Here is a 25909-nt window from a genome sequence, read left to right on the forward strand (position 1 = left end):
TTTTTATATTAGAGGGGTGAATTTGTATGTAAAACGCCATTTTGTTAAGGTAGTCTGAACTAAAAGTTCAGGACAACCTATGCCGATTAATAACAAGACCATTCCATCCCTTAGTGGCCTTATCCTTTTTGAAGCATCGGCTCGTCTAGGCACATTTACAAATGCAGCCAATGAGTTATGCGTCACACCAACGGCTGTGGCAAAACAGATCAAACAATTAGAAGCTTTTTTAGACACTCAGCTGTTTTACCGAAAGAAAACCGGTTTAGAACTGACAACCGAGGGAAATGAATATTTAGTTCATGTTTCACAAGCGTTAAATACTCTGGCAGAAGCGAGTACATCGTTACAAAAACAAGGTCAACCAATCCCATTAAACCTAGAAATTGGGACCTGTTTTTCCCATTTCTGGCTTATTCCTCGTTTAGATGATTTTCGTTCCCGCTACCCAGAAGTCACCCTGAATATTTCGATCAATAATGAGCGAAATATTGCAGAAAATGCGATTGCTCCCTACGACGTAGCCTTTTATTACGCCCCTATCGATTCAGTTCAAAAAGAAAATTATTTACTTTTTGACGAACGAATGTTGCTCGTGTGTAGCCCAGGTTTCTTGGAAAAGCGCCCAGATTGTCGCGATTTAACGACACTTTGGGATCAGCCTCTATTAGGCCTAAGAGATGCACCCGAATTTTGGGAGAATTGGCAATCGTGGGCGCAGCGCAGTGGTAAAACCTACCGCACGCCGACCAATATGATGGTAATGGAAGATCAAATTGCCGTTATCCAAGCAGCGCTTAACGACGCGGGTATTGCGCTTGCTTGGGATTGGCATATTGAACAACTATTGGAAAGCGAGCAGCTGATCGCCTTAACGCCACCACTTGAGTGTTACAACAATGCCTTCTTTCTATCTTGTTCAGATAATGCAAACAGGAAAAGTGCTCAGCGATTTATTCGCTGGGTAATGGAACAGTTAAAAGTATCGGGATAATTCACGATACTGCTCCCTTAGCGACGCTTAAATAGTCGTCCCATTAAGTTCGGGTGGTAGTGCCAGCAGTGATCAAACATCCCAACTAATTCTGGGTTGCCATATTTGGATAAACAAATGGCATGAAGGCGGTTATGTTTCTTTTTAAGTTCGGTGACCTGATGGGCAAGTTCTTCACTCTGCTTCGGAGCAATAAAGTCAGAAACGATCAATAGATCAGCATTACGATAACGCTTACCTTGCATTAGCTCTATCGCTTTAAAAATAACAGGTTCGAAATCGGTGCCACCATGGAAGGTATAACTGAGAAAATCGCTTGCTTCTCTTAACCCCTGCTTGTGTGTCAGCTCATACATAATATGCTCAGTTGAAAATAACATCACATAACAGTCTCGATCCTCTTCAAGCGCTATTTGCATTAACGCATAAGCCATTGCCTTGGCACATTGTTCGGGAAAACCACTCATGGAGCCAGAGGCATCGACACAAATAATAAAGGGCCCTTTCTCAATATCGGCTTGGCGGTGCTCGGGTCGGTGCGTTTTTACTTTACGTAACGTGCGCGTTTTACCACTGGTGCGGTAATTCATTAACCGCTTATCAGCAAAACGTTTATAGAACACAACTTCAAGTTCAGGATAAGCAAGAAATAATGTTTCGTTAGGTAGTAACTTATTGAGGTCATCATCTTCATGAACGCCAACAATATCGTCAACGGCCATATCCGACTTTTCTTCGACCATTTCAGGTTCTTCTGCGGGCGCTTTATTTAAACTAGGATCATCGACGTCACTCGCCATTCGGCCAAGCTTTTCAGCCATATCCAACAGCTTGGGATTTTTGCGCAAAAATTGCGCTTGTGACTTCATCGCTGAAACATCACTGCGGCTGAGCTTAGCACCAGCCATATCCCATAACCGCCCCAGTCCCTTAACATCACCTTGCTCGGTGACATTGTTCATATCACGTAGGGTTTCCATACGCTGATACAGATCAGCGAGCAATTTTTCTTTGTTTTCTTCCAGCTCAAGAACTTGTGCTTGACGAATGGAATCGGATAGCGATTGATACCATTGGTCACAGAAAAAATGGGCAAATACTGGATTATTTTCCCCATGGTTACGCTCTACCAGTTTTTTTGCTTTTCGGTAATACACCGAATCCCTTTCTAACTGACGCATCAGCTCAGGCAGTTGCACAAAAAACTGACTTTCATCCCAATGAATCACTTCTTGGTAAAGCGCAATTTCCTGTTGAAAACGTTCTGTTTCACAGACTCGAGTGAGTCGTTCACGCGCGTTACTACGCCATTTTAGAAGATGCTTTTTCATCGAGGTTCCCACGCCCCGATGTTCCGCCATCATCATCACCTGCGAACGTCCCATGAGATCATTCACTGCGGCATCGATAATGCCAGAATCAGCAATCATCATGGCTAAGTTTAATCCGTCGGCACCAAGCATCTATCTCACATCCACTTAACTAAAAACCTGTTCAAGTTGGTTAAGGCGCAATTGATATTTATCGTAACGCTCTTGAAGAGTTTCTAGAGACTCAACCAGTTGCTGAATATTAGCTTCTATCGACGTTGGGATGGAAGGATCCACAAAATTATGCGGCAACGCAGCATGAAACTGGCTACGAATTCGTCGTAGATCTTGCTCAGTGCTGTTAAGTAACACTTCCGCCTGAGCCACTTTATCAAGCCAAACATGGTAGGTAGTGACGTCTAACGCGTCATCTGTTGCCAACGCCGTCAGGACGGAACGATTCGCAATGTCTTTTATGATTAAGCGCTCATCCGTATCCAATTCAAAATGTAACCGACATAACTTGGGATTTTGATTCACATAACCGTACACATCGCCATGCCCTTCTCGGAACAGTTTTTCCAAATCGGATTGTACAACATAAACCCAGCGACTATCGCCTTTTTCAGATTCCGAAACCGACAAATTACTCTGCAGCATCACCAATTTAATTAATGGTTGTGAACTGCCAACTTGATAATGTTTCGCACGACTGAAATCATAGTGATAAACCTGCTTTTTACGGATTCCCGATGCGGTTTCCAAAGACAAAACTATCGCAAGATTATCTTCCAACTCCTGTTGTACTGATTCTAATGTTTGGGTTACCGATGCAAAACTTTGGGCAACACGCTGTTGATCAAATGCCTCTTCCGTTGCAAATTTCTGCAACGTATTTTGCACAATTTCTCGAGAGTCTGGAGAACTCCACAAACAATGTTCTAACAGTAAAAGATCGAGCGGATTAATTTCATCTCGACCATTAAAATACGCACTGGCTTTTAGCAATTTAACGGCTTTTTTCCAGCGACGGTCCGACACATACAACTCAGGTAAACGCTCTTCTTGTGTTTCTAATGCCGTCTTCAAACGATAGAGTTTATCGAACACATCATCGCTAATGGCAAGGTTCTGTAATTCTTGTTGCCAAGTGAAATATTCGTCATCCGATATTGCAAGTTCTGCTGGAACTTGTGCTTCTTGAGTCGTACCGACTGTGAGCATCGATTTGAAGTTTTGCTTGTCCTGAATTCGATTAACAAACACCCGAACGAGCATACGATCATAGAGAGCATCTAACCCGCTATCTTCTTCCGGTAGTTCATTGGATGCTGAGATAAGAAGGCGCATCGGCACTTTTTCAACATCACTGCCATTTTTAAACGTTTTCTCATTCACCACAGTCAGTAATGTATTCAAGATGGCTGGACCCGCTTTCCAAATCTCATCAAGAAATACCACCTGAGCACTCGGTAAATAGCCATCCGTTAAACGCACATAGCGGCCATTATCTTTCAGCTCTTGAATACTGAGTGGACCAAAAACTTCTTCTGGCGTAGAAAAACGCGTCATTAAGTACTCAAAATAACTGCTGTTTGAAAAGGCCTGGATCAGTCTTTTCGCGATCAAGCTTTTCGCTATTCCGGGAGGACCTAGCAAAAACACACTCTCGCCACTTAATGCTGCCAGTAAACATAGCTTGATTGTACTTTCACGCTCGTAGACACCTTCACACAAAGCTTTAGCTAGCTTATTAATTCGTTCAGACAACAAGGCTTTACTGGCATGTGAAGCCTGCATAGATGAGTTCATTTTGAGCTCCTTAGCTAGCGAAATTACTTTCTCTTAGTCATTGGTTGCGAGGATTTATACATTTTTTACCCACTTTAGGGTTAATTCGTCACCAAATGACCATTTTCATAAATTATTTGTTATTAATATTGTTCGCAAATATCACAATAATAGCAACCTTAGATTAACCAAAACGCCAAATCTATCTGGGTTGAGCATACAATTTGCGCTATGGTAGATAAAATTTAGCGAAAATATTAAGCACATCACTATGAACAGACTCATTCATCAATGGAAAAAAACCATCGCTCTTACTGAACAAGATATAACATTACCCAACGGTAAGACCATCATTCATACGACGATTGAACACCCTGGCGCTGCAGTGATCATTCCCATTACTCAAGAGAAGCGTGTCATCATGGTCAATCAATATCGCCCTTCAGTAAAAGCATGGACGATTGAAGTACCAGCGGGAACGATGGAGCTTGGTGAAGATCCGCTAACGTGCACACAGCGAGAATTGGAAGAAGAAACCGGCTACAGTGCTGACACTTTCCAATCTTTAGGGCAACTGATCCCAATGGCAGGTATGTGTAACGAAAAACAACACCTTTATATAGCGACGGGGCTTCACCTCACTCAACGCTTAGAATGCGATGACGATGAAATCATTGAGGTACAAACCTACTCTTTGCAAGAGCTTGAAACCATGATCGCGAACGGCGAAATCAGCGACTCAAAGACTGTCGCTTGTTTATACAAAGCCAAACTCGCTGGGTATCTGTAAAGCGTAAAGATTCGTAAAGTAAATCACACTTCAAATACACATATGATTTCATTACACCTGTCGGTATCATTCTATGCTATCGGCGACAAATTCGAACAAAACCCAAGGATACCGTGGTGTAGCCGCTGTATCCCATCTGATAAGACATGTTTTCCCAATTTTGCGATATTAGGGCGTTGGTAAACTGCCCTAATGCCATTTACGTACATAGGTAATCGTTTGCTTCCAAGAATTAAACACGTTTGACGCAAAGATCATTCACTATGTTTTCTTATCATTAATGAGTAATAGTTTAGTCCGACCATGACAGAAAAACGCCAAGGCCGCCGCAGCGCAGAAGACGCCGCAAAAACACGTTTTCATATCCTTTCAGTGGCAGCAGACCTATTTTGTGAAATGGGCTATGCCCGCGTATCACTACGGCAAATCAGCGATCAAGCTGGAGTTTCCCACAGCTTATTACGCCATCATTTCGGCAGCAAAGAAAAAATATGGCACGCAATAAGTGATGGATTAAATGCTTATATGAGTGAATATATGAAACACGTCATTGAGCAGATTTCAGATTCCGCACCTGCGAATATCATCATTTATGAGTTCACGCTTCGCTTACTTGCACACAGCTTAATGAATCGTCAACCTATCCAATTGATTGCTGATTCTGTTCGCCAAGACAATTCGCTATTTGACTATTACATAGGACGCACTGGCGAAATTGAAACTTTGATGGAAACGCTCGCTGATGACTATCATAAACAGTTTCCTTCTAAGCGCCTTAATATATGGGAAGTGAAATGGGAATTGATGATGTATGCCCATAGCGCCGCAAGTCTCACTCCATTTTTATGTGGCACATGGCCAGACGCTAAAAATCTTGATGAAATCTTACTAAAACACTTGAACATGTTTAATCAATCATTGATAGAAAAGTACCACGTTGAACCGCAGTACATATTAAAGCCGACGTCAGTAGCCGACCTTGTATACGAATCTCATAACGATTGGAAAGGTTTCTGTTAACAAATACAGTAAGGGAGCCTCATCTGCTCCCTTGAGATATAACGTTTAAAGGACATAGCCATTGCTTTAGGATCGTCACAAACTGATTGATACAGCTTGCAATCCTACATCTTGGCTCATTTGGCTATCGGTAGTTAACGACGCTTACCGCGTCCTGAATGAATTTTTAGTTGGGCTTTGAGCTTTCTCTTCTCAGACGAACGACTTTTACGCCGTGAGTTCCCCTCTGAATCTATATCTGCTGCCAGCGAAGGTTCAAAACCCGCTAACCACTCTTGTGGTAAACGTTGATCCAGCAACCGCTCAATCGCTTGTAATATTGGTTCTTCATCACGGCTCAATAGCGATACCGCTAGGCCTTGCTGACCTGCACGACCTGTGCGACCAATTCGGTGCACGTAGTCTTCCGCTTTAAATGGCATATCATAGTTGATGACTTGAGCTAACTGTTCAATATCCAATCCTCGGGCAGCAACATCCGTTGCAATCAATGCTCTAACTTTACCCTCTTTAAAGTCATTGAGCGCTTTTTGACGCGCCCCTTGGCTTTTATCACCATTGATAGATACCGCTTTGATACCATCGAGCTTTAACTCTTTTACCAAAGCATCGCTACCCTGCTTGGTTCGAACAAACACCAGTACTTGCTGCCAGTTACGAGAACCAATCAAATACGCAAGTAATTCACGTTTACGCTTTTTATCAACTGGATAAACCATTTGTTGCACAGTATCAGCCGTTGAATTACGTGGGGTGACCTGCACTTCTTCAGGGTCATTCAGTAAACGATAGGCCGTTGATTTTATTTTTGCCGTGAATGTTGCAGAAAAGAACAGTGTTTGACGCTGCTTAGGAACGCGTTTAAGTACTCTTTGGATATCAGGCATAAATCCCATATCCAGCATACGGTCGGCTTCATCTAATACGAGAGTTTGCACTTTAGCGAGTGTAAATGTTTTCACATGTGCGTGATCGAGCAATCGACCAGGCGTCGCAATCAAGATATCCGCCCCGTCCGCCAACTTGTTAACTTGCACTTTCATACTCGTTCCACCATAAACGGCGACTATCGTCAGATCTGTCTCAGCAGCGTATAACTGTAAACTTTCTAATACTTGCTGGGCTAATTCGCGAGTCGGCACGAGTATAAGGCTGCGGATTGTTCCCTGCTTTTGTTGAGCATCGATTGGGTTTTGTAACAAATGCTGAATAAGCGGCACACCATAAGCAGCCGTTTTCCCTGTGCCCGTTTGAGCACCAGCCAACACATCTTTACCAGCGAGAACATGCGGTATTGCTTGTTGTTGGATAGGTGTCGGATTAACAATCCCTAGCGTTTCTAATCGACGAGCCAAAGTTGAATCGATAGCCAGATCAGTAAATGAAACATTTGCAGTGGGCGTATTATCAGACGAAGATTGATTAGACATAACGACGACCTATCACCTTAAAATTTAATCGTAAGCAAAAAGGAGCCGGATTATATCAGACCTTGGCCGACTTCGCTGCTGCATTCAAAAGTTCAGGATAAAATTGCCGAAAGATGGCATGAAGTTCGTCATAATGGTTTTCTAGCGTCTCGTTGCAATGCGCTAATGGCTTGATCCGTTCTCTCCGCTGAGCAATACGTTGCAAAGCAAACTGCACATTATCTAATTCTTGATAAGAACTTAACCAGCCTCCAGACCACATTTTATGAGTCACATGAATAAAGGACGTTGGCAAATTATCTGGATATTCATTTTTGATCATTTGTTCAGCATGATTAATAAATGAATGTAACGATAATGCGTGATAGTGCTCCCATCCACTTGCTAAACAGTGATCCCAAAACATATCAAGAGCAATAGGAGCAAAACGCCGTAAATGCGCGGGAAAGAGTTGCTTTGCGTGTCGGCACAAATGATGTGAGTCGGTGTAGGCGTCAACCCTACGGTGTAGCTGTATCCCTAAGACGATGGATTCAGAATACTGATGCTGAACATTACCTTTAACAAAATCCCCAAGCAAATTTCCTAATAAGTTGCTTTGACAATGTTCAGCGATATGGAGGTGAGCAAGATAATTCATACTAAATAAAATACTAAAGCCAGCGACCCGCGCTGGCTTCTCTGTTATGACAGCTTAAACTGTCGCTTCTTTATCTTCAGCCTCTTGGTATTCGGTAAGTTCAAATCCGATTTCCATTGCATCAAGTAGCTCTAAACTGTCTTCTTGTGCTTTGATTACTTGGTCACTCATTGTCGACCTCCTTTTTATCATAATTACCTAGCTGCTCTGTATATGGTTCCAATAGGGAAAAAATCAAGAGCTTGCTGATAGTGCAACGATTGTAACGTCGTTGTGTCCTTTTTATCGCAGTTTTGTGTCAGTACTGTGACAGCCAACGCAGTCAGCATCCACATTATCACGACATGGAAGTATCTATTTATAACAAAACTGAGAGTTATGGTTTAGCACATTTAATACTGCATTGTCACTTAACGTTAATAAACACGCCACGTGTACATTAAAATATACACAAACAACATCAATAACGTACAAATGAGTTGACTATAGTCATTTTCTCTTAGAAAATGGCAATGTTCAGGCGATATTTATTATACAAACGCCTCAATATCGAACAAAACACTCAAGCAAACAGAACAATTCGTAAAAAAAAGTTTACAATATGATTAAATCAAAGCTTTTAGGTAGTACTTTGATCATTGCAGGCACCACAATTGGTGCAGGAATGTTAGCTCTACCTCTTGCCTCTGCAGGAATCGGTTTTTCAACTTCATTACTTATTATGGTCGCTCTTTGGCTATTAATGTCTTTTACTGCGTTACTCATGGTCGAAGTACACCAATACGCAGATAGCAAAGCGACATTACATACTCTGGCTAAACACATTTTAGGTGACAAAGGTAAATGGGTAGCCGCATTTGCGATGCTATTCTTATTCTACTCACTCTGCTCTGCTTATATCGCTGGAGGGGGCTCTCAATTCACGCATCGTATTAAAGATTTTACCGACATTTCTTTGCCAACATCGATGGGAACGATTTTATTTACCGTCCTTGTTGCAGCCGTTGTGACTATCGGCACGAGTAGTGTCGACAGGGTTAACCGGATTTTATTTACGGGTAAGATTATCGCCATGCTTTTAGTGCTATTTTTTCTAGCACCTAACGTTACTGAGTCATACCTACTCAGTATGCCACTAAAGCAAGGATTAATTATTGCGGCTATTCCTGTGATTTTTACTTCTTTCGGTTTCCACGGCAGTATTCCAGCAATCGTTAATTACCTTGATGGTGATACAAAGGCACTGCGTAAAGCGATCATTATTGGCTCAGCGATTCCACTGATCATCTACGTATTCTGGCAGTTAGTAACACTTGGCGTCATCAGTCAAACGGAGTTAGTTCAAAATTCAGGTTTAACCGCTTTAATCGGTCATTTAGCAGTAAAAGTCCATCACTCCAATTTAAGTAAAATCATTGGAATATTTGCTGATCTTGCCCTTTTAACGTCCTTTTTAGGTGTGAGTTTAGGCTTATTTGAATTTTTGGGGGACACTCTACGTAAATCAACAGGCACAATAAACCGCCCTATTGCATCAGTCATCACATTTTTACCACCGCTAGTGTTTGCGCTTTTCTATCCGCAAGGGTTTATCATGGCACTGGGATATGCTGCCATTGCATTGGCTGTATTGGCTATATTCCTCCCGATATTCATGGTCGTAAAAGTGAGACAGCAGGCAAACTCTGGTACACGTTATCAAGTGAAAGGTGGTACTCCTGCATTGATCATTACGGGAGTGGTTGGGATTGCAATCATTTCAATCCAGATTCTCATTTCATTAGGTTTACTTCCAGCATTAGGATAGATTCTATTTCTTAGTAAAATCCGTCAGGCGAGCTATCAAGCTCGCCTTTTTTATTACATCAATAATTCCTTATATATCAAGGAATAAAGCCTAGTTTTGTAAATTTAACACGACAAATTTTACTAACTGTTACAAATATCCTCCTGTTAGTTTTCAATTTTGATATCCATATCACCTATCAGACATAAAAATAGAACTAACCACTCAATTTCTTACTCTTAACGCCGCTAACAAATATAGAAACATCATTGGCACCGCAATCAATTTGTCATCTTCTTACGGTTTACTATCAGTGATGAATGACGAGACAACCACAATAAAAAATCAACGTTGCCAGTTTCTAGTTCGCATTCATATCAACAACAATGTTGGGTTATCTATTCAAAAATTTTTCAGCTAAAGGTGTTAGCTATGCGAAAATTTAACTATTACCTCAGCAGTGCGCTGTTTAGCCAACTACCAAGTAGTCTCGTTCGTCAAATCGTCTCTTTTCGTCTTGCAACAACAGCCAAAGAAGAACTCAGTGCTTTGCAAGACCGCGTCTCTTATTACAATAAAATAAGTAAGCCATATACACTTAATCAGCAAAATCACCAGATACAATCGTTTCGTAAACACTGCGGAAGTACTTACTACTTCGATATGCTTAAAGTCATTAAGGGATTTGAGCCAGAGCTGAAATTTAATTTTATTCATGGTGATGTCGTCGATGTGCCTAAAGAGCCCACTTTCGTTAAAAGTCGCCCTATCGCCGGTGATAATGATAACTCGGTGCTACTCAAACTAAATGAAATTAGACACTATCGTTTCGTCAATGACACCCTGTCATACAGGGAAAAGAGTGATATGGCCGTGTGGCGTGGCAGCGGTTTTAGAGCTAACCGCCGTAATCTATTAAAACGTTATTTCTCCCACCCCCGCTGTAATTTTGGCCGAACTGATCGTGAAGATGCAGACCAACTTCAGTATGTGCTGCCTAAAATGAGTATTGAAGAACAGCTAAAATATAAGTTTATATTGAGCTTAGAAGGCAAAGATGTCGCAACGAATCTAAAGTGGATCATGTCTTCGAACTCTTTGGTATTCACGCCTAAATTACGTTATGAAACATGGTTTATGGAAGGAAAACTCATTCCCGGAGTTCATTACGTTGAAATTAATGATGATTTTTCAGATTTGATAGAAAAAATGGACTACTACACTGCTCACCCAGAACAAGCCGAAGCCATTATCGCTAACGCGAATCAGTGGGTAGAACAATTTAAAGATCAGCGACGCGAACGATTAATTAGCTACCTAGTCGCAGATCAATACTTCAATCAATCGCAGGAACGACCATCTAAAGAAGAGACGAAACTTTCTGCATTACTAGGGTTATCCCCTATTTCCCGACGAGCATAAAAAGTCCCGCCGCAAATCAACAAGGCCTCACACATCCTATGAGGCCTTATACCCAAATGACCTCGAGATGCAGGATTCAGAGCTTCATCAACGAGCCTAGGTCAAGCTCAATCACGGCAGGAATGGCCATTCCCTTTCAAGGTGATTGAGCGCAGAAATAGGTTTGTTGATGAGCTCCCAAAGGGCGAGTTGTATTCGCTCCTAGGCTGTGTTACTAATTTTCAACGTAGAATGACTATGTCCTCAAATCAGTGCCTTGCCTAAGAGCGAATACATTCTCGCTGAAACAGCATCTTGAGGTTACTTGGGTATATTATTAATAAGTTTAGGCAACTCCTCTCTCAACGACAGTCTTATTCCCTCCTTTCACCAGAACAAGTTATCGAAAAGTGAACTACAAGCTAAAGCTCAACCAATACATGAGTGTGTAATTATCAGAATAATAATGTTGTGGATGATCAACAGGAACACCTACCGATAAAACAGTAAAGTAATCTTTGTCGTACAACCCTAAGCGAACTGCCGCACCGACTACGGTTTCATTGGCTAAAGAGTATATTTTATTTTCACCCACCTGGCCCATATCAAGTGATAATGCAGCGCGAACAATATTACTTCTGGCCAATTTACCGACATCGAACGCCAAATTGTTCCGCCAGAAGTACCCTTCATTACTGGATGCATGAACAAACTCAAACCCACTAACCGTATAACTGTTATTAACACTCACGCCTTTCACTGGATTGATCTCATCAGAGCTCCAAATCGCATAAACATGGGTCGAATAATTGATGTCTGTCGACAGTGGATAATCGTAATTGAGCGTGACTTCTTCTTTATCTATTGGCGTTGAATAAAGGGCAGTGCGATCACTAATCACGGGATCATCAAACCATTGCGCCCCACGGCTCACCTTCGGTGTAACCGTTAAGTAAGAATCAAATACTTTAGCACTATACTCAACCGAGACACTCAAATCGGCAGATGTTTTAGTGATGGTTTTGGTGCGATTTTCACCCCATTTTTGTGTCGTTACCGTTTGACCAACATATAAACTGACATCTCCAAGCGCAGGAAAACGCTGCATAACAGGTAATGTCGGGCCAATTTGAATGCGATTTGAGACGACGTCATGTTCTAAAAGCTGTAGTTCAGCTCCAAAGACTAAGTCAACGCACTGCTGAGAAACCAAAGAATGCGGATTTTCAACTGATTGTAACGTTTGAGAAGAGAGCAAAGACACATTCCAAAATGTTGGGCATTGTAGGTTGGCTGGATCCGCCATAGCAGCACGTGTTAGAAATAAGGTTCCCAACAAGAATACTGTTTTTGTTCTACATAAAAATGAGCCCACCAACACCGTCTTATCACTCCGTAAATTAGCAATGGCTGATTATTGATCATTTTTTAGACTGATTACTTTTAGCTTCAAATCCAACGTGATGTAAATCACACAAAACACCTAATTAGTATTAACTGTCATCACTTAGCGTTACTCGGTTATCTTTGCCGATAATTTGTCCATAAAACGATAAATCCCACCTTATTAATGAAAATCATTTGTATTTATATTTAATATATGAGAAAACCTGATTTGCATATTTCTGACATATTTCACACAAACCCCATAAATAAACATCAATTTGCATAATAATGAATAACTACGATCTTAAATTACCATTTGATAGCAGACGAATCATTTCACGATCTTTTGGGCTATCCCCTCTTTATTTGGCACTATTCGCCTCCTCTGCATTTGCAGCAAACACAGAGACATCACAGAACAATCGTTCTGAGAAATCGATTGATACTGTTGTTGTTCAAGGGAAGCAAACTAAAGGTCACTATACAGTGCCCACAAGTTCAGTCGCGACACGTAATAATGTCTCTGTTATGGATGTTCCCAAAGCGGTTACGACAGTCAGCTCTCAAGTTCTACAAGACCAAGGCAGTGATTCACTCATTCACGCCTTAACCAATGTGAGTGGTGTCACCCAAGCCAATAATATTGGTGGTAAAGAGGATGCCATTATTCGCCGTGGCTTTGGTTCAACACGTGATGGTTCTTTACTTACTGATGGGCTAAAAACGGCTCTACCGCACTCTTTTAACGTGACCACAGATAAGATCGAAGTGTTGAAAGGTCCATCCAGTACTTTGTATGGCGTGCTTGACCCTAGTGGTATGGTCAATGTGGTGACAAAGAAACCTCAAACTGAATTTGGCGCTAAAGTTTGGTCTAAATTGTCGGCAATGGGAGCTGGTCGTTACGGACAAACTTATGGTATGGATATTACCGACGGGATTAAGGATACCAACCTATCTTATCGTTTCATCGGTGAATATGAAGATAGCGACTATTGGCGTAACTTTGGCACCAATCGTAACTGGACAGTCGCACCATCACTGATGTGGAGCGATGAATCAACAGAATTAGTACTGTCTTACCTACATCAACATTATTTGATTCCCTATGATCGTGGCACCATCTACGATACCGATAATAATAAGTTTGTTGATGTGAGCCGCCGCACCCGCCTTGACGAACCCTTCTCTAAAATTGAAGGTGACTCAGACATGGCCAAAATTTCTTTAAACCAAGAATTAATCAATGGTTGGAATCTTGATGCACGCTATGCCTATTCACAAGATGATTTTAAAGCTGACCAAGTTCGAACCTTAGGTTATAACTCCGAAACTGGGGTTATTACTCGCCGAGCAGACACCCGTGGTTATTACAAGCGTAAGATTCATGCTGTACGCACAGATGTGACTGGTACCGTAGATACTTTCTCTAAACGCAGTGATGTCTTATTTGGATTGTCATACGATAATGAAAAAACTCGTCGCGCTAAATTGCAAAAAGGCAGTAAAAATACCAGCATGACAATTGATGATATTGAATACGGCAATATCGACCAAGTGGATTACGATTCCTCTAAAAACAAAGAGGAATATGAGACTATAAATACCGCATCAATTTATGCGCAAGACCAATTACATCTCAATGATGAATGGATTGTTGTTGGTGGTCTACGTTATCAATACTTTGATATTAAAGCAGGCCGAGGTGACACAGAAAACACCAAAACCGATGGAGACGCGCTACTACCAAACGCTGGTTTAGTATGGAAAGTAAGCCCGATGATCTCTTTCTATACTAACGTTGGTAAGACTTTCCGACCAAACAGTTCCATGACCAGCGCTTATGGTAACTTAGATCCAGAACAAGGCATTTCTTATGAGTTAGGCAGCAAGTTTGATGTCAATGAACGCTTTAATGCCACATTGGCTGCTTATTACGCGCGTAAGAAAAACGTGGCCTATTCAGAGACAGTTGATGGCGAAAAAGTTTACAAAACGGCTGGCCTAGTTAGAGCACAAGGTATCGAATTCGATATGACAGCGCAGGTTACTGACCGCCTACAAGCCATTGGTAGCTATGCGTTCACGGACACAAAAGTGCTTGAAGATCCGAGTTATGAAGGTAAAGCATTACCTAACGTAGCGAAGCATACCGCTTCTATCTTCTTATCTTACGATCAGGGCAACTTGTTCCAAGATAACGACAACCTACGTTACGGTGGCGGTGTACACGGCGCTAGTAAACGCGCTGGCGATAACGATAACTCATTCTACTTGCCTGAGTATGCGATTGCCGATCTATTTGCCGCGTATACATTTGAAACCAGTAACCCAATTAAGGTGCAGTTGAATTTGAATAACATCTTCGACAAAACCTATTACACGTCATCGATTGGTAATTCAGCGTATTCCGTTGCGGTGGGCCAACCATTTAATGCGACATTAAATGTTAGTATGGCATTCGGCGCAATGTAACCGAACTTTAACGATACAGAAAGGCCAGCTCACAGAGCTGGCCTTTCTTATTACTATCATCTAATGGTGACTTTCACTTATAACTCTAATAGCCCAAAGACGTCAGTTCAGCATCAATATCTACCGCTGGTTTATTTCGTAGAACTTGAGCGGCGAGCTCCGTCCGGTTGGTAAAGAATCCATCGACACCAGACTTAACATAGCGTTCGAAGTCTACTTTCTGATCAACAGTATAAGCATGTACCAACAAGCCTTTAGCGTGACTCATTTTTACCATCCACGGTTCAGCCAAATCCATGTAACTAAATTGACTAGAAAAACGTCCTTGGTGATGAGTTTGAACGGTTGATGGCCCAACACCAATCGCCCCATGTTCTTTGGCAAAATCTAACCATTTTTCGAATGCTTGTTTAGATGCAACTTTTACATGCGCGTAATAGTCAGCATAGGACTCATCCGCCGCTTTCTTTTGCCCGGGAGCAGCATCAATATACCCATCTCCTGTCCATAATAATAAAATTTTAGGCACATCCGGCATCACCTTTTGCAAGGCAACTAAACTGGGTTTCTCAAATGTTTGCAAAATGATTTTTCCGTCATGCTTCTTATCCAGCCAGTGCTCACGCTTAAGAAAATTAGCTAAATCTTTTTCTATACCCGGAAAAAGTTTAGGTACTTTCGTTTCTATATAGAGGCCTACAGGATGAGAGCATGCATGAGCAATATCGCTCACTTGCTTCAGAGTTACGATAGATAAACCTTTAAAGCTGGATCGTGCTCTTGTCGGATAACGGTGATTGAACCAACTACCCGCATCGAGTCGCTGTAACTCTTGCCAAGTAAAGTGGCTGACAGGCTCGTTTGCTCGTTTAGGGAACACCTTCTCAATGTTGGTGGTACGTTTGAGATTGTTATCATGCAGAGCGATTAGTTTACCATCTTTCGTGCGTTGCAAATCGAGCTCTAAATAATCAGCCCCAATTTCACAAGCGAGTTTATAAGCGGGTAACGTTGATTCAGGAGCGTCATATGAGTCTCCTCGGTGAGCAATGATCGCATGTTCAGGAATATCGAAAGCCCAAACAGTCGAAAGTGGTACAATAGTTAGAATAGTTAGAGCAAGAAATTTCCATAAATATTGAGGTTTTTTATCATTTATTAGCAAAACTATCTCCTTGTTTTATGTGAATTATTACTGTAACAAATCATCACTATCAAATAAAATCAAAAAAACATAATCAAAAATTTGATGCAAGAAGTTTAATATTCGATAAAGATAAAAATATAAAAAAGCATAAAATTATAAAATTATAATGAACAATGTTTTTTAAAGTTTGACACTTATATATAAATACGAAAGAATACACTCATCACTGCGTTACTATAAATACGCCTTTAAATTAATATAACACTTCTATTAAAAATATATAACTTACTCATTTTATTAACAGTATACTTATGATAAATAAAGCTTTAATCAATGCACTATGTACAATTGGGATGTTTTTGCTAGTCATCGGATGTATCCAACTAGATATTTTATATTTTCACAATAACATGGGTGAAGAATCTGTCACCGAAACAATGCAGCTTATTATGCTAGGAATTACCATCTATAGTTTTATTAAAATAGGAAAAGTAAAACCAGAACTGCGCCACGCCGCTTTTCTTATTGCTGCTTTCTATACTGTGCTTTTCATCCGAGAAAACGATGGAGCACTTGACTATATCTACCATGGTGCTTGGGAAGTACCCGCTCTTTTAGTTACTGCCATAGGTATAAGATTGGCTTATAAAGGTGGCAAGAATACAATCGAACAAATGGCTACAATACTTAAAACTAAACATATGAATGGTGTGATTACATCAACATTAATGTTACTCGTTTTCTCACGGTTATATGGTATGAAAGAGTTGTGGTCTAGCCTAACTAGTGAAAGCTATGCTCGTGTAATAAAAAATATATCTGAAGAAAGCATTGAATTATTATGTTATTCATTAATAGTTTATAGCACAATATATTTATATAAAGAGCTCGTAAAAAATGAGATAAATGAACCTTATAATAGTTCATTTCAATCTATTGAAAATTAAAATATATTATCATTTTTATTTATAAAAGAGCCGCATGTAAAATGCGGCTCTTTTTAACTATTTATACCTCAGGATAACCTTGTGGATTTTCCGATTGCCAACGCCATGTATCTTGAGTCATTTCATCGAGAGAGCGCGTTGCAGTCCACCCAAGGTCTTGTTTGGCCTTCGCAGGATCTGCCCAGCATTCAGCAATATCACCAGGGCGACGGTCAACTAATTTATAAGGAATGGTTGTACCACATGCTTTTTCAAATGCTTTCACCATATCCAACACGCTATATCCAATACCAGTACCTAGGTTATAAATATGCAGTCCGTCTTTGGTACCAACATTTTTTAGTGCTGCAATATGACCATCAGCTAAATCCATAACATGGATATAATCACGGACACCCGTACCATCTTTAGTCGGATAATCAGAGCCGAACACGGATAAGAATTCGCGACGACCTACGGCAACTTGAGATACAAAAGGCATCAAGTTATTTGGAATCCCTTGCGGATCTTCGCCTAATTGGCCTGACGGATGTGAGCCAACAGGATTGAAATAGCGCAGTAACGTAATGCTCCAGTCTGGATTCGCTTTTTGAAAATCAGTCAGACATTCTTCAACCATCAACTTGCTTCGACCATAAGGGTTGGTTGCACTCGTTGGAAAATCTTCGCGAATTGGCACACTTGCGGGATCACCATATACGGTTGCTGAAGAGCTAAATACAATAGATTTAACGCCCGCTTCGCGCATCGCATCAACCAAAACCAATGTGCCATTCACGTTATTGTCATAATACTCCAGCGGCTTTTGCACCGATTCACCGACCGCTTTTAACCCAGCGAAGTGAATCACCGCATCGACCTTATGAGACGTCATCACATCAACGAGTAATGCTTTATCACGAACATCACCATTAACGAAGACTGGGCGCTGCCCCGAAACAGCTTCGATACGATCTAACACCGTCGGTTTGCTGTTATATAGGTTATCGATGATCACAGGCGTCATACCTGCTGAGATCATTTGAATACAAGTATGGCTGCCAATATAGCCCATACCGCCGGTTACTAATACCTTCATTCCTAGCCTCCTTTGACGTTAGGTCGATTGTAGCGACTAAAATCTTGAAAATCACGCGGTTAACGTCATGCCTACCGTTACTTTTACAGGATACTGACCTTGATTCACTATTCCATTACTTTCTCCTTGAGCAGAAGGTCACAGCTTCACATAGGTCTAACACAATTATGGGAACAAGATTCAGGTTAGTAGCAACAAAAAGCGCCACTATTTCATGGCGCTTTTCAAACTTAACTCATACTCACAGCTATACCCAAGTAACCTCAAGATGCTGTTTCAGCGAGAATGTATTCGCTCTTAGGCAAGGCACTGATTTGAAGACATAGTCATTCTACGTTGAAAATCAGTAACACCGCCTAGGAGCGAATACAACTCGCCCTTTGGGAGCTCATCAACAAACCTATTTCTGCGCTCAATCACGTTAAAAGGGAATGACCATTCTTGCCGTGATTGAGCTTGACCTAGGCTCGTTTATGAAGCTCTGAATCCTGCATCTTGAGGTCATTTGGGTATATATCATTTTGTTGGGGTATCAAGGCATCCCCAGCACTTTAGCCAATGCCTGTGGATAACCACGGTCATCCGCCATTTGCAGTGCTTTTTCCTCCACCTGCTGCGCGGTCAGTGACAAACTAATCGGATGATTAAGTTCAATCGAATGCTGATCAACATCAGCCAATTGCCAAGTGGCGACTATCTTTTGTATTGCTTCTAATGCGGATGAACCTTTTACGATCTCGATCCGGGCATAGTGATCATCTTCAAAACTCACATCCGCCGCTCGCAATGTTGCATCTTCACCGGGTATTTGCTGAGCACCAAATAATGGCTTACCTGCAATATCGGCAGTGACAAATGACGGCACAAACTGACTCATATGATCTATGGCTCTGCCTGTCCGTTCTATTTGCGCATCTAACGACCACCCCTGATTCAATTTAGCGGCTAGATAACTTGGTAGCTTAGGCTGAGCTGAGCGTAAATCAGAGGACACCAAACCATCTTTAAATAACGTGATACCTTCCGTCATGCCATGCAGCTGAAATACACCATCTGCATACGGTGTTAACTGTGCCATGCCTTGAGGAGTGCCTCGAGGACCATGGAAAATCACTTCAGGCCATGATTGGCAACAATCTTGCCAATGAGTCACATAGGCGGCTTTAAACTCCACCAGACGATGGCGATAATGTTTGGCCATGTCATCAATCGACCCCGTTTGGTAACCACACGCATTAATGACATAGTCAGCGCTGATCACCACAGTTTCACCACTGTGATTCAATAAGGTGATCAACCATTTACCGTCGACATATTGCATATCAATGACTGTTGTACTCAACCGAACATCGCAATTTGGCATTCTGTCTAGGGCTAATTCAGCACTGGCACCTAAACGAAAAACGCTCCAACCATACTCTTGCACTGCGATTAGAGGGTATTTTATTGCATCCAGATCCACATTTTGCACAACAGGAATTAGCCAATCTTCCAGTGTCTGTGGATTAATCGGCTGAATCTTATTTGCAATCGCTTCTAATTCTTCACGTTGATAGGTACAAAAATACTGGTCTGGTTCCCCTAACAACTTATTCCGAGCATCCTCATCCACCAGTTGCTGATAAGCGCTACGAATCACCTCTAAGCGAGGAACAATATCTTGTGGTTGTCCAGGATCAGAATGCGGGACAGCAATAACAGTAGGACGTTTGTTTAGCGTATGAGGATACAGACGAATGGTTTCTAAAGACTGACTCAATAATTCAATACACTGCTGCTCAGAAATTTCCCGGTACAGGTTGCCACCAGCATGCAAATGACAAATAGGTGGGCCATTCACTAAGCCTGGTCCTTTTTCAACCAGTAATACCTGTTGTCCAAGCTCTCCGAGGTGTACTGCTGCGGTAGCACCAGCGACTCCACCACCGATCACAGCGATAAGAGGTTTGACGGCTTGCGGGTTTTTTTTAGACATTATCTCTCTACTCATCATTATCTCCCGCTATTGTAATCCTTGCTCACAGTGAAAAAAATCACAACTTTTACGCGGTTTTATTCACACTCCGTAGTGCTTACTGTTACTGAAAGCGTGAGCAAATTCAAGCAACAAGTTTCAGCACGAAATTTATGCATAGGCATATACACGAATACTAAATTTTCAAGGCAAAATTTGCAAAAAAAAAGCTTGACTGAGATCTTCCAGATCGTTCGATTTCGCCTTTTGTGCATAACGAATTCACGCCCTCCTGAGGTGGTACAATGGCTAGCGGCAGATCATGAGTTATCAACAGCTAAAGTTATCCAAAACTTTATCCACTGATTTTGTGGATAACTAAGCAAGTTTTCCCCTGCGACCTTAGCTAAACGCTTTATTTATTGGAACCAACAAACGACGAATTAAACTGCTGATCACCACAGCTAATATGGCAAAAGTCACCACAGGAAGAGCTATCCACAGCATGACGTGAAACGTTGGAGTGAGGTTAAATCCATACTTCATCATCAGGCCCACCACTAGCTCAGCGCCCGCACTTGCAACAAGACCACCGACAAGAGCCATGATGCCATATTCCAACCAAATGGTATTGGCAACTCTTCGACGACTTGCTCCCAATGTCCTATATAAACGAATCTCGTTTTGACGCTGACTTAAACTTAACCGCAACAACGTAAAGATAAGCAATAATCCAGCGACCACGCCCAAAGCAGCAAGCACAGTAATAGACCAGACAATCTGGCGTAACAGAGACTCAATCTTGGCCCCCATCGTCCTGATATCAAGGACACTCACAGTCGGGTGCGCTCGAGATAACTGAACCAATAACGACTCATGATGTTGAGTTAATCGAAAACTGACTAACCAAGTAGCAGGCATATTCGCCATGACATCCGGACTGAAAATAAAATAAAAGTTAGGCTTCATCTGTCGCCACTCTACGTGACGAATGGTATTAACTTGAGCGGATAACGTCTGGCTATTAATAACAAACGTTAACGTGTCACCAATTTGTATACCTAAATCCTCCGCTAAGTCTTGCTCAACCGAAACGCCAGCATGGGGGGTCCACTTACCTGCAATAACGTCGTTGTAATCAGGTAATACTGAACTCCATGTAAAATTAATCTCACGCCGCAGCGCATCATGCCCCTCACGACCTTCCGCTCGCGATTTAGCATCGATACCATTAATTTCAGTGAGTCGTCCCCGAGTGATTGGATAGGCGGGGGACCGCTCTACACCCGCTTTATCCAGCGCATCCAGATAAGATTGTTTTTCATACGGTGCGATATTCAAAGCAAATGCGTTCGGCGCATCCGGCGGTATTGTTTTACTCCAATCGCTCAGTAAATCAGTGCGAACCAACCACATGACAGCCAGTAACATTAAAGATAAGGCCAGCGCACCAAATTGAAGGCTTGATGCCTTTCCAGAACGGTTAATTCGACTCAAGGCCAATGTTAATGTTGGATGAATGGCAACTTTGCTCAAAAGATGTGTTATCAATAAGCTCACACCGCCCAAAACAACAAACAGAACGCAAATACCAACGAAAATCATCCATACCAACACATTATCAAAATAGACCGTTAGCAACGGTATTATCGGCACCAGTAGTAACAGCCAGATTTTGCGTTGTTTGACTTCTAGAGAGCCCTGCCCCATAACACTGGAAGCGCTAATATTCAGTAGTTGATGAAATGGAATCCCTAATGCTGGAACAGCAATCAAGAAACAAGTAACTAATGCGGTATAACAGGGTGTCCAGCCGTAACCAGGCAATGGGGTCGGCAACATATCTTTTAAAGGCAAGCGCAACAGATATTCCAGACCAACGCCTACTAATAAGCCTAACGCTGATGCAGAGATAAATAAGATCATCAATTGGATTGCCAACCAACGAATAATCCACGTTTTTCTCGCTCCCAAGCTTTTAAGCATTGCTATCGTTTGTCTGCGGCTCGAAACATAATGCTGGCAGGTCAACACTAACGTAGTCGCGGCCATCATAATGACAATAGCAACGGTTAAAGAAAGATATTGTTCGGTGCGGTCAAACACATCCGATGTACGACTCGCGCTGTTTTTGTCACGCCATTTATCACTAGGGCTTAGCACAACACTCTTTTTAAGTTTTTCAATCGATTGTTCATTACCATTGATAAACAACTGATATTGCACCCGACTTCCTGTCTGCACTGCACCTGTTTTAGCGACATCTTCACGGCTAATAAACGCACTAGGCATTTGCTGAAACGGATTAAAACTCAGACCCGGCTCTTGCTCTATTACCCCGTTAATCGTGAAATCAGCATCGCCAATGGCTAAGTGGTCCCCTACTTTGACATTAAGCTGAGCTAAAATTCTCTCATCAAGCCAAAGCTCTCCTGGACGCACGTGGCGCTGCACTAAACTATCCGTTTTTAGGCGCAATTCTCCGCGCAATGGATAACGTTCATCCACCGCTTTGACCGAAATTAACTGCATTTTGTTATCATCACTAAATGCCATCGTGCCAAAGCGAATCATCTGCGCGGTGACCAACTGCTCTGCATTACTTTGTTTCAACACCTGTGGGGGAATCGGATTCGCAGAGACAAAAACCGTATCCGCTGTTAGCGCATCTTTTCCCTGTTTTACAATCACCTGTTCCATTCTTGCAGCCAAAGCCGTCAACGCAAAAACACAAGCAATAATGAGTGTTAACGCCAAAACCACAGGCCAAAGCTTTCCTTGACGAATTTCCATGACGCTCCAATGGAATAGACGTCCATTCATCTGCAAACCGGTTAAATGACGGCTCATGACTGTTCCTCCAACTCTCCGCTATGCATGTAAAAGCGCCGTTGGCATCGCTCGGCTAATGCAGGATCATGAGTGACAAGTACTAACGTGGTGCCGTGTTGTTGGTTCAAATCAAACAAAAGATCAACAATCGTTTTTGCGGTTTCTTGGTCGAGGTTCCCCGTGGGTTCATCAGCAAACAAAATTTTGGGTTGAATCATAAATGCCCGGGCTAAAGCAACGCGCTGTTGCTCGCCACCAGACAGTTGCTCGGGTGTGTGATCGATCCGATGACCAAGTCCAACGGATTCCAATAACGCTTTTGCCCGAGTGACATTTTCTCTTTCACCTTTGAGCAAACAAGGTAAAGTTACATTTTCTATCGCGGTCAAACTAGGAATTAACAGGAAACTCTGGAATACAAAGCCAACCGAATCGGCCCGAATCGCTGCACGTTGTTCATCACTCATGGTAGAAAGCGATTGGCCAAGAATCGCAATATCGCCTGAGCTGGGAGTATCCAAGCCAGCGAGTAATGTCATCAACGTTGACTTGCCAGCCCCCGAGGTACCAACGATAGCAACACTTTGTCCAGATTCTATAGAAATATTTACATCTTTGAGGATTGTTAAATGTTCTTGTTTGGTGGAGACTGTTTTAGATACAGAATTTGCAGAAATAATGGATGATTGCATGATTAAACTTCTTTCCTTGCTGTTTCTTTTGATGTGTTCCACCAGCGCCATGAGCCAGACTTTAATGATTCTTGGTGATAGTCTCAGCGCGGGTTACCGAATGCCAATTGAACAAGCTTGGCCCAGTTTACTCAGTAGCAAACTTAAAGAAAAAGGTAAAAATGTTACCATTGTTAACGCAGCGATCTCTGGCGATACATCAGGTAACGGACTGGCGCGTTTACCAGGTCTACTCCAACAACATCATCCTAATATCGTATTAATAGAACTCGGTGCGAACGACGGTTTGCGAGGTTTTCCGACACAAGTCTTGGAATCCAATCTCAACCAAATTATCACTCAGATAAAACAATCCAATAGCAAAGCTATTCTAATGCAAATCCGTATGCCACCCAATTATGGCAAACGCTATACCCAAGCTTTCGCCAATGTGTTTTCCGATGTCGCTAACGCAACAAACACGCCCGTCATCCCCTTTTTCTTGGCGAGTATCATTACTCGCCAAGATTGGATATTTGAAGATGGATTACACCCAAGACCAAAAGCTCAGCCGTGGATCGCTAACTTTATGGCACAATCATTATTGCCCTATCTCTAACAAGCATATACCTAAATGAACTCAAGCTGCTCAATTCTGTGGGTTTGAACTCATTTGGGTATATAAATACCGATTAAATTTAACGTTTTATACACACTCGCTTACCCATACTAACCGCCGCAATAATTTGTCAATAATCGACACTTTTAATGGTCTAGCTCAATAAATCCCCGCTATTGCTCATGTATTCTTGTCTATTCTTCTCAACACGATGGTGACAATAATGCACATAGAACCCGTTATTAAGGGTGTTGTGGCAAAAACCGCACACCCATTAGGTTGTGAGCAAGCAGTCTTACAACAAATTGAATACGTGAAAACGGCAAAACCGATCACTAAAGGACCGAAACGAGTTCTGATCTTGGGTGCATCTTCTGGTTACGGGCTTGCGGCTCGAATTGCGCTAACCTTCGGTGGCGCCGAAGCAGATACAATTGGCGTTTCATTAGAAAGAACTCCAACGGAATCCCAAAGCGGAAGTGCTGGTTTTTACAATAATTTTTACTTTAAGCAACAAGCAGAAAAAGCTGGACGTATTGCGGTTAATTTGCAAGGTGATGTTTTTTCTCAAGACATGAAAGATCAAGTTATTGAAGCCATTGAAACCTACTTCGAAGGAGAAGTAGACCTTATTATCTATAGTATTGCGAGCAGTAAACGCCGCCAACCAGATAATGAGAAGTTTTGGCGTTCATACATCAAACCAATTGGCGATGCTGTCGCGGGATCAACCGTCGTTCTCGAGAATGACGCTTGGAGCAATTTGCAACTCGAGCCAGCCACAAATGAAGAGCTAAGTAGCACCATCAAAGTCATGGGTGGTGAAGATTGGGAGAACTGGATTGATGCGCTTATTAATGTCGATTCTATTGCCCAAGGCTGTAAAACCATTGCTTTTTCATACATGGGCCCAGAAATTACGCACCCAATCTATCTTGATGGAACATTAGGCCAAGCGAAAATTGACCTACACCAAACCAGTCATTCACTTAATTTGAAACTAGCAAATTACGACGGTGGGGCCTTTGCCACTGTGTGTAAAGCTATCGTCACCAAAGCAAGTATGGTTATTCCTGGTTTGAGCCCATACATGACTGCCTTATATAAAGTCATGAAAGCTGAAGGCACGCACGAAACAGGTATCCAACAGATGCAACGTTTATTCAGTGAAAAACTGTTCTTAGACACAGTACCTGTCGATGGTGAACGGTTGATTCGTATGGATGATCATGAATTAAGTGAGCAAACTCAAACAGCGGTCAATACCCTACTAGCACAAATGAATGAAGCGAATTTTGCTCAAATCGGTGACTATGCAGGTTTCAAACAAGAGTTTATGCACCTCAACGGGTTTGGCTTCGATAACGTTGACTATGCACAAGATGTCGATCTGAGCATCTACAAAAAAGATAACGAATGGGCATAAATTACACTGTAAATTACACCCCAAAAAGCAATGAGCAACTGTGTTAAAAGCCTGAGTTTACTCAGGCTTTCTTCATCGAGTGAATAAAACATCCAACGAGATTTAAGGAATTGGCCATTGCTGTGGTTATTGAGCTTAACCTGTAGTTGTCTTTACAACTGACATCTTGAGGCCACTGTATCATGTTCTATAGTTAACCTTGAATACAAGGT

At 41.9% G+C, this 25909-nt stretch carries 19 protein-coding genes; 9 read left to right on the forward strand and 10 right to left on the reverse strand.

The genetic code is table 11. The features are described 5' to 3' along the window. Positions 1-79 precede the first annotated feature (79 nt). A complete protein-coding gene (locus tag I1A42_RS21510; protein WP_161157880.1) occupies positions 80-994 on the forward strand; it encodes a LysR substrate-binding domain-containing protein in 915 nt (304 codons plus the stop codon). Between the two features lie 17 nt (positions 995-1011). Here I1A42_RS21510 and viaA read toward each other — a convergent pair whose 3' ends face one another. Continuing rightward, positions 1012-2457 carry an ATPase RavA stimulator ViaA gene (gene viaA / locus I1A42_RS21515; RefSeq protein ID WP_161157881.1) on the reverse strand — a complete coding sequence of 482 codons (1446 nt, stop codon included), beginning with the start codon at positions 2455-2457 and terminating at the stop codon, positions 1012-1014. Between the two features lie 15 nt (positions 2458-2472). After that, entirely contained in the window at positions 2473-4116 is a 1644-nt protein-coding gene (locus I1A42_RS21520; protein WP_196124924.1) for an ATPase RavA domain-containing protein, read from the reverse strand. Between the two features lie 250 nt (positions 4117-4366). Here I1A42_RS21520 and I1A42_RS21525 point away from each other — a divergent pair, with 250 nt between their 5' ends. Next, positions 4367-4885, forward strand: coding sequence for an NUDIX hydrolase (locus tag I1A42_RS21525; RefSeq protein WP_196124926.1), 519 nt, complete (start codon positions 4367-4369; stop codon positions 4883-4885). A gap of 303 nt (positions 4886-5188) precedes the next feature. Then, positions 5189-5905 carry a TetR/AcrR family transcriptional regulator gene (locus I1A42_RS21530; protein WP_196124927.1) on the forward strand — a complete coding sequence of 239 codons (717 nt, stop codon included), beginning with the start codon at positions 5189-5191 and terminating at the stop codon, positions 5903-5905. Positions 5906-6039: 134 nt separating this feature from the next. On the opposite strand, the gene I1A42_RS21535 is transcribed toward I1A42_RS21530, so the two are convergent. Then, positions 6040-7335, reverse strand: coding sequence for a DEAD/DEAH box helicase (locus I1A42_RS21535; protein ID WP_196124929.1), 1296 nt, complete (start codon positions 7333-7335; stop codon positions 6040-6042). Between the two features lie 55 nt (positions 7336-7390). Continuing rightward, positions 7391-7975 carry an acyl carrier protein phosphodiesterase gene (locus I1A42_RS21540; RefSeq protein WP_161157886.1) on the reverse strand — a complete coding sequence of 195 codons (585 nt, stop codon included), beginning with the start codon at positions 7973-7975 and terminating at the stop codon, positions 7391-7393. A 601-nt stretch (positions 7976-8576) separates the two neighbouring features. Here I1A42_RS21540 and I1A42_RS21545 point away from each other — a divergent pair. Then, a complete protein-coding gene (locus I1A42_RS21545) occupies positions 8577-9782 on the forward strand; it encodes an aromatic amino acid transport family protein (protein WP_161157887.1) in 1206 nt (401 codons plus the stop codon). Between the two features lie 411 nt (positions 9783-10193). Then, on the forward strand, positions 10194-11183 hold the full coding sequence (locus I1A42_RS21550) for a glycosyl transferase family 90 (protein ID WP_161157888.1): 990 nt from the start codon (positions 10194-10196) through the stop codon (positions 11181-11183). A gap of 394 nt (positions 11184-11577) precedes the next feature. Here the strand turns inward: I1A42_RS21550 and I1A42_RS21555 are convergent, their stop codons facing one another. Then, complete coding sequence (locus I1A42_RS21555; RefSeq protein WP_196124931.1) at positions 11578-12468, reverse strand: ShlB/FhaC/HecB family hemolysin secretion/activation protein; 891 nt, start codon at positions 12466-12468, stop codon at positions 11578-11580. A gap of 368 nt (positions 12469-12836) precedes the next feature. Here I1A42_RS21555 and I1A42_RS21560 point away from each other — a divergent pair, with 368 nt between their 5' ends. Further along, positions 12837-15023 carry a TonB-dependent siderophore receptor gene (locus tag I1A42_RS21560; RefSeq protein WP_196124933.1) on the forward strand — a complete coding sequence of 729 codons (2187 nt, stop codon included), beginning with the start codon at positions 12837-12839 and terminating at the stop codon, positions 15021-15023. A gap of 85 nt (positions 15024-15108) precedes the next feature. Here the strand turns inward: I1A42_RS21560 and I1A42_RS21565 are convergent, their stop codons facing one another. Beyond that, positions 15109-16188: a glycerophosphodiester phosphodiesterase gene (locus I1A42_RS21565; RefSeq protein ID WP_230389691.1), complete on the reverse strand. Its 1080-nt coding sequence runs from the start codon at positions 16186-16188 to the stop codon at positions 15109-15111. A 293-nt stretch (positions 16189-16481) separates the two neighbouring features. On the opposite strand from I1A42_RS21565, the gene I1A42_RS21570 reads away from it, so the two are divergent. Further along, positions 16482-17117 (forward strand): hypothetical protein, encoded by a 636-nt coding sequence (locus I1A42_RS21570; RefSeq protein ID WP_196124936.1) that lies wholly within the window; start codon positions 16482-16484, stop codon positions 17115-17117. A 61-nt stretch (positions 17118-17178) separates the two neighbouring features. Here I1A42_RS21570 and galE read toward each other — a convergent pair whose 3' ends face one another. The 4 genes from galE to I1A42_RS21590 all read right to left on the reverse strand — a co-directional run bounded on the left by galE (position 17179) and on the right by I1A42_RS21590 (position 23673). Continuing rightward, the gene (gene galE / locus I1A42_RS21575; RefSeq protein WP_161157649.1) at positions 17179-18195 is read right to left on the reverse strand and encodes a UDP-glucose 4-epimerase GalE; all 1017 of its coding nucleotides are present in this window, start codon (positions 18193-18195) and stop codon (positions 17179-17181) included. A gap of 532 nt (positions 18196-18727) precedes the next feature. After that, positions 18728-20170 (reverse strand): FAD-dependent oxidoreductase, encoded by a 1443-nt coding sequence (locus I1A42_RS21580; protein WP_196124938.1) that lies wholly within the window; start codon positions 20168-20170, stop codon positions 18728-18730. A gap of 381 nt (positions 20171-20551) precedes the next feature. Further along, a complete protein-coding gene (locus I1A42_RS21585) occupies positions 20552-22999 on the reverse strand; it encodes an ABC transporter permease (protein ID WP_196124940.1) in 2448 nt (815 codons plus the stop codon). Beyond that, the gene (locus I1A42_RS21590; protein WP_196124942.1) at positions 22996-23673 is read right to left on the reverse strand and encodes an ABC transporter ATP-binding protein; all 678 of its coding nucleotides are present in this window, start codon (positions 23671-23673) and stop codon (positions 22996-22998) included. Before I1A42_RS21590 ends, I1A42_RS21585 begins: the two co-directional genes overlap by 4 nt. Between I1A42_RS21590 and I1A42_RS21595 the strand changes: the two genes are divergently transcribed. Then, positions 23672-24271 (forward strand): arylesterase, encoded by a 600-nt coding sequence (locus I1A42_RS21595; RefSeq protein ID WP_196124944.1) that lies wholly within the window; start codon positions 23672-23674, stop codon positions 24269-24271. The genes I1A42_RS21590 and I1A42_RS21595 overlap by 2 nt on opposite strands. A 223-nt stretch (positions 24272-24494) precedes the next feature. Beyond that, complete coding sequence (fabV, locus tag I1A42_RS21600; RefSeq protein ID WP_196124946.1) at positions 24495-25697, forward strand: enoyl-ACP reductase FabV; 1203 nt, start codon at positions 24495-24497, stop codon at positions 25695-25697. The last annotated feature ends 212 nt before the right edge of the window (positions 25698-25909 follow it).

This window comes from Vibrio nitrifigilis, assembly GCF_015686695.1.
GTDB classification, from domain to species: domain Bacteria; phylum Pseudomonadota; class Gammaproteobacteria; order Enterobacterales; family Vibrionaceae; genus Vibrio; species Vibrio nitrifigilis.